Source organism: Stenotrophomonas sp. AGC87 (assembly GCF_057333975.1).
The window spans coordinates 1-12,548 of the sequence record NZ_JBHFHW010000015.1 but is presented as its reverse complement, the minus strand read 5'-3'; the positions used below and the strand labels follow the sequence as shown (position 1 = coordinate 12,548).

Below are 12,548 nucleotides of genomic sequence, written 5' to 3'. Positions count from 1 at the left end.
CCCCCCCCCCCCCCCGGCGTGAGACGCGGTCCAGACTGACCTCAGCCCGGACCGCTGGGTAAAGCTATAATCGCCGACCGCTGACACCGAATGTCGCGCGGGCTGCGGAGCCAGATCAAGCGCGGCACCGTGCCGCCTGCAGCGCCGTTCGACTGTGTCGACCGACCCCTCAACGAGCCTGGGCGCCGAAGGATTCTTGATCAGATGACTGCCACTTCCCTTCCCTCCCACAGTTCCGACCCGGCTCACGGCGTGGCGCTTTCCGTCGTGGCACCGGTCTATGGGTGCCAAGGTTGCCTGGAAGATCTCGTGGACCAGGTGCAGGCTGCGGCATCGTCCATCGCCGTGTCGTTCGAGATGATCCTCGTCGATGACGCTAGCCCCGACGGGGCATGGGCACGCATCGAAGAGCTGTCGCGCACCCGGCCGTGGCTGCGCGGCCTGCGCCTGTCGCGGAATTTCGGCCAGCATTCGGCGATCTCCGCAGGCATCGAACACGCCACGGGCCGTTGGACGGTTGTGATGGATTGCGACCTGCAAGATGCGCCCAGCGAAATTCCGGCGCTGTACCGCAAGGCCATCAACGACCAACTCGATGTGGTGTTCGCACAGCGTATCGAACGCCAGGACAAACCTCTAAAACGACTCTCCTCCTGGGGTTTCTTCACACTGCTTGGGTGGCTTACGGGCGTCCCGCAGGATCCAACCACCGCCAACTTCGGCATCTTCCACCGAAAGGTGATCGATGCGATCTGCCAGATGCCCGAACGTGACCGTTCGTTCCCTCTAATGGTCAAATGGGCCGGCTTCCGTTCCGGCAAGCTTCCGGTCCAACACCAGGCGCGCGCCGTAGGCGAAACGTCCTATACCCTCCGAAAGCTGCTCAAGTTGTCGATGAATATCGCGTTGGGCTATTCGGAGAAGCCGCTGCGCATGGTTGCCGGCACGGGCATCGTCTGCTCGCTCGTCGCGTTCGTACTGGTCGGCATGAGCCTGCTGCGCTGGTGGGACGGGGATATCGAAGTCGCCGGCTACACCTCGATCATCGGATCGGTGTGGCTGATCGGTGGCCTGGTGATGTTCTGCCTGGGCGTGGTCGGGCTGTATGTGGGCCAAGTCTTCCGGAACGTGCAGCGCCGCCCCTACTACATCGTTGCCGATGCGGTGAACGATGCGCGGGAAGCGCGATGAGCGTCGTCTTCGATCACGGCCAGGGCCGCATTGCCGTGCGCCTTACACCGTGGGATGAGCGGGCGCTGGGCTTCGTTACCGCCGAAGTCACCGCGCTGGATATCGTGGCACTCGATCAGGCCGGACCGTTGCTGGAGGAGCTCGAGCACTGGTGCGCCGGCCAATCGGTGCATTACCTGTTCGGCCGCATCGATGCGGCGTCTGCGGTAGCCAAGGCCGCGCTGCTGCAGCACCACTACCAGTTCGTTGAAACGTCGCTGACCGTCTCGCGCAGTGGTTTCGCCCACCTGCCCACCGTCCCGCGCGGCATGTTGCCGACGCTGCGCCCGGCCACCGCGGCGGATATCCCGGAGCTTCGCCGTATTGCGGCCACGGATTTCGCCTATGGCAGGTTCCTTGAAGATCCGGCCATCGACCCGGCGCGCGCGGCCAACCGCACCGCCAACTGGGTCGAGGACCTCGTCACCGGCGGGCTTGCCCAGGTCGCCGAATCGCGCGGCAGGACGATTGGCTTCCATGCCGAGCGCGTCAATCCCGAACAACGCAGTGCCGAACTGCTGCTGACCGGCGCCACCGCGCCCTACGCGATGCTGGCGCTGCCGCTGTGGGTCACCGCACTGGAGTCCCTTGCCGCCCGGGATATCCAGCAGTGCACCACGCTCGTCTCTGCCGCCAACACGGGCATCCTCAATCTGTATGCCCGTCTCGGATTCCATTTCAACAGCACCCTGTTTGGGTTCAGGAAATTTCTATGAACGATGCCGTTACCGAAGATAAAGTTGTCGCCGTGTTCGCCCGTGTGCTGGGCATCGCCCCGGACACCATCAACGATGATCTGCGCTACGCGACCATCCCGCAGTGGGATTCCATCGCGCACATGTCCGTGGTTGCAGCGCTCGAAGAAGCCTTCGGCGTGATGATCGACATGGACGAAGTGATCGACATGAGCTCGGTCGGCAAGGCGCGCGAGATCCTGCGCAAGCACGGCGCGGCTTTCTGAGCATGTCCACCGCCGTGCCTGTCATCCTGGTTACCGGTGCCTCGCGCGGGATCGGACGGGCGATCGCGCTGCATCTGGCTGCACAGTCTGCTCAGCTTGTCCTGGTGGCGCGCGACGAGCAGGCGTTGGCCAGCCTCGCCGCGGAGGTCGAGTCGCTTGGTGCCCCCGCGCCGTTGTGTACGGCGCTGGACCTGACCGATGCGGACGCGATTGCCGCGTTGTTCAAGCAGGTGTTTTCCCGTTTCGGTCGCCTGGACGGACTGGTCAACAATGCAGGGGTGCTGCATGAGGGCCTGCTTGGAATGATCCGCGCCGAAGACATCGACCAGGTGCTGGCCATCAACGTCAAGGCGCCGCTGATGGCGATGCAGTATGCGTCGCGCCTGATGGCACGCACCGGCAAAGGAAGCATCGTCAATCTGGTCTCGATCATGGGCGTCAACGGCGCTGCCGGCCTGAGCCTGTACGCCGCTAGCAAGGCCGCCTTGGTCGGCGCGACGCGCTCGGCATCCAAAGAGCTGGCGCCGCGCGGAATCCGCGTCAATGCCGTCTCGCCCGGCTTCATCGACACCGACATGACCCGCGGCATGCCCGAGGCCGCGCACGCCAAGCGCGTGGCCTCGATCGGAATGGGGCGTGCCGGTACACCCCAGGAGGTTGCCGAGCTGGTGTCCTTCCTGCTGGGCGACGCGTCGAGCTATGTCACCGGCCAAGTGATCGGCATTGACGGACAGATGGTGGTCTGAATGCCGTTCTGGAATCTGGAACAACACGGGTCCCGCATCGCCCTCGTCGACGGCGACCAGCAGCTGGATTTCACGACGCTGGCCCGGTTGGCCGACCAGCAGGCGGCTGCACTGCCTGCGGGGCGCGGCATGGGTTTGCTGTGCATGCCCACCAGCGTCGAAGCGATCGCCCTCTACCTCGGCGCGCTGCGCGCCGGCCAGGTGCCGTTGCTGCTGCAGCCGGACATCGATCCGGAACTGCTCGCCGATCTCGTCGAGCACTACCAGCCGGACTGGGTCGCCAGTACCGGTGAAGCCGCCGATGGCTACCAGACCGTGCAGCGCGGCACCGTGCTCGCACTGCACGTGCGCCAGGCCGCTGCGCCCGCGATCGCACCGCATCCCGATCTCGCGTTGTTGTTGAGCACCTCCGGCAGCACCGGTTCTTCCAAGCTCGTACGGCTGTCGGGCAGTGGCCTGGACGCCAATGCCGAGGCGATCGTCGCCTACCTCGGGCTGCAGCCGTCGGATCGTGCGATCACCACGCTGCCGTTGGCGTATTCGTTCGGCATGTCGATCCTCAACAGCCACCTTGCCTGTGGCGGATCGGTGGTGCTGAGCAACGACAGCCTGATGACCCGCGAATTCTGGGACGCCGCGCGGACCCATGCAATCACCTCGCTGTCCGGCGTGCCTGCCACTTTCGAAATCCTCCGGCGCATGGGGCTGGCCCGCATGCAGCTGCCGAGCCTGCGGATGCTGACCCAGGCCGGTGGGCGCCTGCGCGACGAGCTGGTCCAGTATTTCGCCACCGCCAGCCAAGAGCACAGTCTGGCGTTCTATGTGATGTATGGCCAGACCGAAGCATCGCCCCGCATCAGCTACGTGCCGGCCGACCGCCTGCTGGACAAGATCGGCAGCATCGGCATTCCCGTCCCCGGTGGGCGCATGCAGGTCGATGCGGCCAGCGGCGAACTGGTCTATTCCGGGCCGAACGTCATGATGGGGTATGCGGTCGAACGCGCGGACCTGGGCAACGGCGATGACATGCACGGTGTGCTGCGGACCGGTGACCTGGTACGGGTGGACGACGAAGGGTTCCACTACATCATCGGGCGCGCCAAGCGCTTCCTGAAGATTTCGGGCAACCGCGTGAACCTGGACGAGGTGGAGGCGATGCTGTCGGCTGCGCTCGGGCAGCAGATCGTCTGTTCCGGCGGTGACGATGACCTGGTCGCCTTCAGCCATGGCGATGCCATCGCGGAGCAGGCCCAGGTCCGCCAGCTGGTGCAGGCCCGCTACAAGCTTTTCGGCGGCCATGTCCGCGCGATCCACCTGGATGCTTTGCCGTTGATGGCCAGCGGCAAGGTGGACTATCAGAGCCTCCGGCAGATGACCGGACAAGGAGCAGCAACGTGACCCTGCCTGCCACCCCCGTGGCCAGCCCTTCCAGCGCGCTGGACGTGGATGTATTCGGCCTGGACCGCGACCGCAAGCGGGCCTGGCTGCTGGAAGGACTCAACCGTCTGACCGCGCACCACCAGTCGCATTGCGCGCCCTACGCGCGCATCCTGGACGGGCTGTGGCCGGCTTCACCGGCCCAGACACTGGAAACCGTGCCGTGGTTGCCGGTACGCATGTTCAAGCTGCTCGACCTGAAGAGCATCGATGACGCCCAGGTCTCGCGCACCTTGGTCTCCAGCGGCACGACCGGGGCGGCTGTCTCGCGCATCTTCCTGGATGCCGAGACCGCGCGTGCGCAGGCCCGGGCACTGACCCGGATCTTCTCGCACTTCGCCGGTGCCAAGCGCATGCGCATGCTGGTGGTGGACGACGACAGCTTCCTGCGCGACCGCAGCCGCTTCAACGCGCGCGCGGCCGGCATCCTGGGCTTTTCCAATTTCGGCCGGGACCACCTGTACCTGCTCGATGAATCGCTGCAACCGGACTGGGCCGCGCTGGAGGCCTGGCTGCAGGCACACCCGGACGAGCCGGTGCTGCTGTTCGGCTTCACCTTCATCGTCTGGCAGTCCTTCGTGCAGGCCGCGCAGCGCGACGGCAAGCAGATCCGCTTCCCCGCCGGCAGCATGCTCGTGCATGGCGGCGGCTGGAAGAAGATGGACGAGCAGAAGGTCGACAACGCCGCGTACAAGGCAGCGCTGTCGAGCACGTTCGCGATCGATCGGGTGCACAACTACTACGGCATGGTCGAGCAGGTGGGATCGATCTTCTTCGAATGCGAACATGGCCACCTGCATGCGCCGGCCTATGCCGACGTGATCGTGCGTGACCTGCAGGACCTTGCGCCCGTGCCGCATGGCACCGTCGGCGCGATCCAGGTGCTGAGCCTGCTGCCGGAAAGCTATCCCGGCCATAGCCTGCTGACCGAAGACCTGGGCGTGATCCACGGCGAGGACGACTGCGCCTGCGGACGGCCCGGCAAGTACTTCGGTGTACTGGGACGTATCAAGAACGTGGAAATCCGCGGCTGCAGCGACACTCGGACGGTACCCGGCGCATGACGACTCTGCTCTTTTCGATCCACCCGCACGCCACGCTGGACAGCGAGTTGGCGCGGCTGTCCGCACTTCCGCCCGTGGTGCCGTTCTCGGCACCGCTGCGCGAGTTCGTCGCCGAATTCTCCAAGCGCATCTTCGCCCTCCCGCAGCTGCGCGAGCATCCCGAGCTGGCCACCCTCGGCCACTGGTTCCGCGGTGCCGCGGTCAACCAGCTGTCACAGCGCCTGGCGGGTCGACCGTCGGAACTGAACTTGGCACGCGGGCTCGTCTTCCACCTCGCGCCGGCCAACGTCGATGTGCTGTTCGCCTACGCCTGGCTGATGTCGGTACTGGCGGGCAACACCAACGTGGCGCGACTGTCGCAGAAGCCCAGCACCCAGCGTGACGCCCTGGTGTCGATCCTGCATGCGATGCACCGCGAAGGCCTGCATACCCAGGTGCTGGAGCGTGCGGTGCTGCTGACGTACCCGCATGACGACGCGATCACCAGCCAGATTTCCCGCCACTGCCATTCCCGCATCATCTGGGGCGGCGATGCCACCGTCGCCAAGATCCGCTCGCTGCCGATCGCACCCCTCGCGGTGGAACTGGCATTCCCGGACCGCTTCGGCGTTGCGGTGGTCCGTGCGGCCGCACTGACCGCCAGCACCGACATCGAGATCGAGGAACTGGCCCGCCGCTTCTGCAATGACGTGCTGTGGTTCGGCCAGCAGGCCTGCTCGTCGCCCCGGTGCGTCTACTGGATCGGCACTGCCGCGGATGTCGCGGCGGCCAAGGCACGCTTCTGGCCTGCCGTTCGCGCCCAGGCCGGACAGATCGAAGACGAGCCCGCCGCGCTGATGGCGCGCGTGACCGACGCCAATCTGCTGGCCGCGCTGGGCCATCGCGTACGTAGTCCGGACTCGATGGGCCTGTATCCGCTCCGCCTGGAGACCGGTCACGCCAACGGCCACATCCGGGAGATCCAGTCGGGCCACGGCCTAGTCGTCGAAGTCGAGCTGCAGGCGCTGCACGAGCTTGCCGCGCAGCTGGATGACCGGGACCAGACCCTGGTGCAGCATGGATTCACTGCGCAGGACCTGGGCACCTTCCTGTCCGGTCTCGGCAACCGAGCTGTGGACCGGGTCGTGCCATTCGGACGGGCATTGGATTTCCACCCCGTCTGGGACGGCAACGACCTGCTGGACGTTCTCACCCGCAAGATCACCCTACCGGCAACCTGAACCTGATGAGCTACGTCTTTATCGCAATGACCATTCTTCTGACTGTCTACGGTCAGTTGGTCCTGAAGTGGCAGGTAGGGCTCCATGGCCACCTCCTGAATGCGCCTCTGCAACCTTTGCACGTCGTGCAGCTTTTGCTGAAGCCGTGGGTCATCTCCGCGTTCGTCGCCGCCTTTGGCGCATCCCTATGCTGGATGGCGGCCATCAACAAAATGCCCATCAGTCGTGCCTACCCGTATATGGCGGTCAACTTCCTACTGGTCGCACTGCTGGCCTCAGTATTTTTTCAGGAGCAGCTGGATGGCTACAAAATCGCCGGCACTGCGCTCATCATGATAGGCGTCGTCGTTCTTTCCCGGTCCGTCGCCTGACCACATTTTCAGCCTTCCCGAGGTCTGCCTTGATTCCTTTCAACAAGCCATACATGACTGGCCGTGAGCTCGACTTCATCGGGCAGGCACATGCCAACGGGCACCTGTCCGGCGATGGTCCCTTCACCAAAAGCTGCAATACGTGGCTGCGTGAGCGCACCGGTGCCACCACCGCATTGCTGACCCATTCTTGCACCGCAGCCCTGGAAATGGCGGCCCTGCTGCTTCGCTTGGAACCCGGCGACGAAGTCATCCTTCCGTCTTTCACCTTCGTGACCTCTGCGAGCGCCTTCGCATTGCGCGGTGCCGTTCCGGTGTTTGTCGACATCCGTGCGGATACGCTTAACATCGATGAGACCCTGATCGAATCTGCGATCACACCCCGAACCAAGGCCATATGCGTAGTCCACTACGCCGGCGTTTCCTGTGAAATGGATAGCATCATGGAGATTGCGGTTCGCCATGGATTGGCAGTCATCGAGGACGCCGCGCAGGGCATCATGTCCACTTACCGAGGCCGTCCCTTGGGCACTATCGGCGACTTGGGAGCGTTCAGTTTCCATGAGACCAAGAATGTGATTTCTGGTGAGGGTGGCGCTCTGCTTTGCCGGGATGCGACCTATGCCGACGATGCCGAGATCATCCGCGAGAAAGGCACCAACCGCAGCCGTTTTTTCCGTGGACAGGTCGACAAGTACACCTGGGTAGACGTGGGTTCCTCCTACCTGCCGGGAGAGATCACGGCCGCCTTCCTCCATGCACAGCTTGAGGAAGCTGACGATATCACCGCTCGGCGCTTGGCCATCTGGGATCGCTACCACACTTGGGCAGCGCCCTACGAGGCGGCTGGAGAACTTCGCCGCCCGATTATCCCCGCCGAGTGCACGCACAATGCGCACATGTACTACCTGCTGCTACCCAGCCTAGAGGCCCGAACGGCCTTCATCGCGGGCATGCGGAAGCGTGGCGTGCAGACCGTGTTCCATTACATTCCCCTGCATTCATCGCCTGCCGGAGAGCACTTGGGACGTGTGGCCGGCACGATGAAGGTGACAGATGACATCAGCAACCGACTGGTGCGCCTACCGCTGTGGATCGGCCTTGAACCACATCTGGACGAGGTACTTAGCGCCGCTGACGCCGCAATTCGAAGGGTTTCTGAACATGGAAAGTGACCAGCTCGCAGCGCGCCCCAGCCGACGTCGGAGCGCCGAGCGCGCAACGATGGAAGGCATGCGGACCGACTGGAGCGGTTATCTGCGTGCAGGAACGATGTTCCTGCTGGCCTATATCGGGTTCTTTTTCGTTTCCAAGCTGATCGGATTTACCACAGGATACGCGCTGGATGACTACGTGATCGTCCGGCAGGGCGGCCTGGCCAATCAGACAGAGTTCTTCATCTCGCAGGGCCGCTATGGCAGTGCATTGATGGAAGCGATACTGCACGCGTGCAGCCTGACGATGTCCAGCTTCTCCACCATCGGCTTGGCTGCAACCGCCTTGTTCAGCGGCCTGTTCTACCGCGACGCACTGCGGCTCCCGGAGCGGGGATCACCTCTCCTCGCGATCGGCTTGGGCGCCCTGCTCGGCGCGCACCCGTACTACACCGAGTATGTCTCCTTCCGCCAAGCTGCGTTGCCGATGTCGCTAGTCTTCCTGGGCATGTGGGTTGCACTTCAGCTCTACGGAAAAGCCTTTCAGCCCGGCTCCAATCGCATCCACGTGCTGATTGCTAGCTTGATGGTGGCGACGCTGGTCATGGGAGTCAACCAGTTGGCGGTATCATTCATGGCAATCGCGGTGCTGTGCGTACACGTCCGTAGACTTCAGAACGGTGAACTGGCAGCAGAGGGCACGAGCCTGATCGGTCGTCAGGCTTGGCTTGTCCCACTCTTCCACGCAGCGATCACCGGCGCAGTGTTGATCGCCTGCAACCTTGTCGTGGCCAAGCTAATGCTGGCCGCCTTCGGCATCTCCTCCAACCAGCGCACAGCGCTGGTTGCATCGGACATGCTGATCCAACGTGGCCACGAGCTGGCAGGCCTCCTGCCAACACTGTGGGCGAAGTCCGAGACCGTCGCATCCTGGCCAGCCAAGGCCCTCGCAATGGTCGCGTTTCTCGTCCTGTTGATCTCCAATCGGTTTGGTCAGAAGCGCTATACGTGGCTGGCGCTGCTCACCTTCTTCGCCACCACAGCAGCCGCGCTCATTCCGGTAACAGCGTCCGGAGTATGGTGGCCCATGCCGCGCACGTTGATCGCCGTGCCCTTCGCCTTGGCCGCAGCCATTGCCGTGCTGATTCCAACCGCATCGCTCCGGTTTTCCTGGCCAGGGATGCTGCTCGTTGCAAGCGGGTGCATCTTCGCAGCGCACAGCCAGTCAATCCTGTTCAACCAGCAGCGCCTCAATCGCTGGGACCAGATGCAAGCCCGTGATATCAGCCAACTGGCTGCCGTCCGGTTTCCTGAAGTCGCATCGAAGCTGGCAATCGTCGGTCCGACGTGGGCGCATGACGTAGCACAGACGATCACCCAGGGCGACCTGAACGTCTCGGCACTTGCCACGTCGTGGGCGGTGGATCCACTCTTTGACGAGGCGACAGGACGTGACCAGAAGGTACGTATCGCACCTGAGTTCAGTGAACTCTGTGCATCCTCTCCAAAGTATCCCGATCCAGCGTCCCTGCATCGGGAGAAGGACGAAGTTGTCGTCTGCATGCACTAACCCTGATCCGTTAGCTGCCTGAAAGCCAAACCCGGCTTCCCGCCGATTCAACAAGTTCAGCATCCCTGATAGGTAATTCAAGATGAGAGTATTGGTCACCGGCGGAGCCGGCTTCATCGGTTCACACACCAGTGTGGAACTGCTGACAAGTCACCATGACGTGGTCATCTTGGACAATCTCGTCAACAGCCATGCGGACGTGCTTGCAAGTATCAGCACAATCGCTGGAAGGTCCCCCGTCTTCATTGAGGGGGATGTCCGTGACCAGGCTCTGCTCGAGCAGATTCTTAGTGAGCACAGCATAGAAGCGGTGATTCACTTCGCTGCACTGAAGGCCGTCGGCGAGTCCTGGCAGCGCCCTCTTGATTACTTCGAAAACAACGTTTCCGGGACTATCACCCTCCTTCAGGCAATGCGTGCCACCGGGGTGAACAGATTTGTGTTCAGCTCTTCGGCCACCGTCTACGGCGAGCCGGAACACTGCCCAATCCCGGAATCTGCCGCTACGCGCACCACCAACCCCTACGGTCGAAGCAAGCTCATCTGCGAGCAGATGCTCAGCGACATCGCCGCGTCAACCCCTGGGTTCCGAGTCGCATCATTGCGATACTTCAATCCGGTGGGCGCGCATTCATCCGGACTGATCGGTGAATCCCCCAACGGCCTTCCCAACAACCTCATGCCATACATTGCGCAAGTGGCCAGCGGTCAGCGCGAGTTCTTGCAGGTATTCGGGAACGACTACCCGACACCCGACGGTACAGGGGTCAGGGACTACATCCATGTCGTCGACCTCGCGAACGCACATGTGAGGGCACTGGCGTATCTTGCACTCAATGAGGGCAGCATTGCGCTCAACCTGGGGACCGGCGAGGGACACAGTGTGCTGCAAGTGGTAGCCGCCTTTGAGCGCGCCAGTGGCCGCCAAGTATCTGTCCGCATCGTAGACCGCCGACCGGGGGATGCCGCCAGTTGCTTCGCAGACCCGGCGCTGGCAAATGAACTGCTGGGCTGGAAAGCCACGCTCAACTTGGACCAGATGTGTACAGATGCATGGCGTTGGCAGAACCGCGCCAACACCCACCCAGGATAAGGTGATCGTGACTGTCTTGCCGTACCCTGATGTCACCGCCCTCATCACTTTCCACCGTGAGGGGTTGCTGGCACACAAAAGCCTGCTCTCTTTGCAGCGCTGCCGTGCGGCAGCACAACAGGCGGGGATCTCCTTGGAGATCGTCGCTACCCTGGATCGGGGCGACCAGGAAACGACGCGTGTCATCACCGCCCATTCGGATGCCGGAGGTATCGACCGCTTGCTGCACCTGGAGTGCGGCGATCTTGGCCTATCACGCAACGAGGGAGTGCGCGCCGCGTCGGGGCAACGCATCCTGATCTGCGACGGTGATGATTATCTTTCCGCGGATTTCATCGTACGCTGCATTGAAGCCGCTTCCAGACAGGCACCGGATGTCATCCTGCACCCACAGCTAATCCTTACCTTCGAGGCGGAAACCAATATCTGGTGGCAGACAGGCAGCGATCAGCCGTCCTTCGATCCGGCATGCATGCTCGTTCTCAATCCTTGGAATGCCTGCAGTTTCGCCGCGCGAGACGTCTACCTTGCTACCCCGTACGCGGAGGCAAGACCGGGAGAGTCGGGCTTTGGGTTCGAAGATTGGCATTGGAATTGCGAGACGCTTGCGCTCGGCCATGCCCATCTGGTGGCGGCGCGCACGGTGCACTACGTCAGGAAGAAGGCGACCGGTTCGTTGAACAATGCCCATGCAAGTCAGGAGGCACTCATTCCACCCACATCTCTGTTCGATCTCCCACGATGAGTCCTCGAAACGCGCTGAAGCACTTCTATCACCTCCTGTATCGCCTGTTCCTGGCGAAACTTCCGGAGGCAACCCAGCGCTCGCTCATTGGCGGATTGCTGGTCGTCGCCCAGCGCATCCATCCCTCCGGCCGATGGCCAACCTCGCCTGACGTGCTTCTGGACCGTAGGAGGGTTCTTGCGCCGTCAAAGAACATGCGCACGCTGCCCGACTGGGCAGTGGAAGACCTTCAGGACTTGGCCCTTCGGGTCGATCCTCTGTTAAACAGGGAATCGGTGCTCGCACAGCAGCCAAATGCCTTCATGACACCTGTGCACTGGACCGGGCCCGGGCAAGCTTACGAGCGCATCCGGCGACGGATCGGAAATCGAAGATTTGACACGATCGTGCTGGTGCCGTGGCTCAAGCGTGGCGGTGCGGACCTAGGTGCCCTGCATCATGCCAAGGCCTGCGTGGAAGCGTTCGGTCAACGGACATTGGTGATCGCGACCGAGGACGGTGATTCTCCTTGGGCGAATCGTCTGGACGAAGCCACCCCTTTCATCGACATCGGTGCAGAGCTGCTACCCCTGAGTGTCACGCATGGCGAGCACGAAATCGTGCTGGCGCGTCTGCTCCTCCAGCTTGCGCCGACCCGCGTCCACATTATTAATTCGCGGACAGCTTGGCGCGTGGTCGAAAGGTACGGTAAGGCGATCAGGCAAAAGACACGTATTTTCGCTTCACTCTACTGCGACGAGTTCAGCGCGGATGGGCGGCGGGAGGGCTTGGCGCAGCAGTATCTGCCCACCTGCTGGCGCTGGCTGGACGCCGTAATCAGTGACAACAGCGCATCACCCGCAGAATGGCAGGCGACGATCGGAGTCGATCCTGCCCTGTTCAAGGTCGTGCATTTTCCTGCCCCAGCGGCATCGACGGCTGCTATTTACAAGGACCATTTGGGGAGCCAGCCTCGCC

Annotated in this window: 13 protein-coding genes; all 13 read left to right on the top strand. The window is 62.9% G+C overall.

The features are described 5' to 3' along the window. The first annotated feature begins 204 nt into the window (after positions 1–204). Positions 205–1,191 (top strand): glycosyltransferase family 2 protein, encoded by a 987-nt coding sequence (locus ACE026_RS06220; protein WP_486038384.1) that lies wholly within the window; start codon positions 205–207, stop codon positions 1,189–1,191. After that, positions 1,188–1,946 (top strand): GNAT family N-acetyltransferase, encoded by a 759-nt coding sequence (locus ACE026_RS06215; RefSeq protein ID WP_486038383.1) that lies wholly within the window; start codon positions 1,188–1,190, stop codon positions 1,944–1,946. The genes ACE026_RS06220 and ACE026_RS06215 overlap by 4 nt, the downstream gene beginning before the upstream one ends. Then, positions 1,943–2,191, top strand: a complete 249-nt coding sequence (locus tag ACE026_RS06210) for an acyl carrier protein (RefSeq protein ID WP_486038382.1) — start codon at positions 1,943–1,945, stop codon at positions 2,189–2,191. Before ACE026_RS06215 ends, ACE026_RS06210 begins: the two co-directional genes overlap by 4 nt. A 2-nt stretch (positions 2,192–2,193) precedes the next feature. Further along, entirely contained in the window at positions 2,194–2,937 is a 744-nt protein-coding gene (locus tag ACE026_RS06205; protein WP_486038381.1) for an SDR family NAD(P)-dependent oxidoreductase, read from the top strand. Next, positions 2,938–4,335 carry an AMP-binding protein gene (locus ACE026_RS06200; protein WP_486038380.1) on the top strand — a complete coding sequence of 466 codons (1,398 nt, stop codon included), beginning with the start codon at positions 2,938–2,940 and terminating at the stop codon, positions 4,333–4,335. After that, the gene (locus tag ACE026_RS06195; protein WP_486038379.1) at positions 4,332–5,438 is read left to right on the top strand and encodes a LuxE/PaaK family acyltransferase; all 1,107 of its coding nucleotides are present in this window, start codon (positions 4,332–4,334) and stop codon (positions 5,436–5,438) included. The genes ACE026_RS06200 and ACE026_RS06195 overlap by 4 nt, the downstream gene beginning before the upstream one ends. Continuing rightward, the gene (locus tag ACE026_RS06190; protein ID WP_486038378.1) at positions 5,435–6,658 is read left to right on the top strand and encodes an acyl-CoA reductase; all 1,224 of its coding nucleotides are present in this window, start codon (positions 5,435–5,437) and stop codon (positions 6,656–6,658) included. The genes ACE026_RS06195 and ACE026_RS06190 overlap by 4 nt, the downstream gene beginning before the upstream one ends. A gap of 5 nt (positions 6,659–6,663) precedes the next feature. Beyond that, a complete protein-coding gene (locus ACE026_RS06185) occupies positions 6,664–7,029 on the top strand; it encodes an EamA family transporter (protein WP_486038377.1) in 366 nt (121 codons plus the stop codon). Positions 7,030–7,058: 29 nt separating this feature from the next. After that, the gene (gene rffA, locus ACE026_RS06180) at positions 7,059–8,204 is read left to right on the top strand and encodes a dTDP-4-amino-4,6-dideoxygalactose transaminase (protein ID WP_486038376.1); all 1,146 of its coding nucleotides are present in this window, start codon (positions 7,059–7,061) and stop codon (positions 8,202–8,204) included. Next, a complete protein-coding gene (locus ACE026_RS06175) occupies positions 8,131–9,753 on the top strand; it encodes a hypothetical protein (protein WP_486038375.1) in 1,623 nt (540 codons plus the stop codon). Before rffA ends, ACE026_RS06175 begins: the two co-directional genes overlap by 74 nt. A gap of 82 nt (positions 9,754–9,835) precedes the next feature. Next, positions 9,836–10,846 carry a UDP-glucose 4-epimerase GalE gene (galE, locus tag ACE026_RS06170; RefSeq protein ID WP_486038374.1) on the top strand — a complete coding sequence of 337 codons (1,011 nt, stop codon included), beginning with the start codon at positions 9,836–9,838 and terminating at the stop codon, positions 10,844–10,846. A 7-nt stretch (positions 10,847–10,853) separates the two neighbouring features. After that, positions 10,854–11,591, top strand: a complete 738-nt coding sequence (locus tag ACE026_RS06165) for a glycosyltransferase (protein WP_486038373.1) — start codon at positions 10,854–10,856, stop codon at positions 11,589–11,591. Then, a partial coding sequence (locus ACE026_RS06160) for a hypothetical protein (RefSeq protein WP_486038372.1) occupies positions 11,588–12,548 on the top strand: 961 nt, incomplete at its 3' end. The genes ACE026_RS06165 and ACE026_RS06160, both read left to right, overlap by 4 nt.

What these genes read in the sequence shown, in the direction of transcription:
- ACE026_RS06210 (WP_486038382.1), top strand. Translation starts at nt 1,943, where the DNA reads ATGAACGATGCCGTTACCGAAGATAAAGTTGTCGCCGTGTTCGCCCGT.
- galE (WP_486038374.1), top strand. Translation starts at nt 9,836, where the DNA reads ATGAGAGTATTGGTCACCGGCGGAGCCGGCTTCATCGGTTCACACACC.
- ACE026_RS06205 (WP_486038381.1), top strand. Translation starts at nt 2,194, where the DNA reads ATGTCCACCGCCGTGCCTGTCATCCTGGTTACCGGTGCCTCGCGCGGG.
- ACE026_RS06215 (WP_486038383.1), top strand. Translation starts at nt 1,188, where the DNA reads ATGAGCGTCGTCTTCGATCACGGCCAGGGCCGCATTGCCGTGCGCCTT.
- ACE026_RS06200 (WP_486038380.1), top strand. Translation starts at nt 2,938, where the DNA reads ATGCCGTTCTGGAATCTGGAACAACACGGGTCCCGCATCGCCCTCGTC.
- ACE026_RS06190 (WP_486038378.1), top strand. Translation starts at nt 5,435, where the DNA reads ATGACGACTCTGCTCTTTTCGATCCACCCGCACGCCACGCTGGACAGC.
- ACE026_RS06220 (WP_486038384.1), top strand. Translation starts at nt 205, where the DNA reads ATGACTGCCACTTCCCTTCCCTCCCACAGTTCCGACCCGGCTCACGGC.
- ACE026_RS06185 (WP_486038377.1), top strand. Translation starts at nt 6,664, where the DNA reads ATGAGCTACGTCTTTATCGCAATGACCATTCTTCTGACTGTCTACGGT.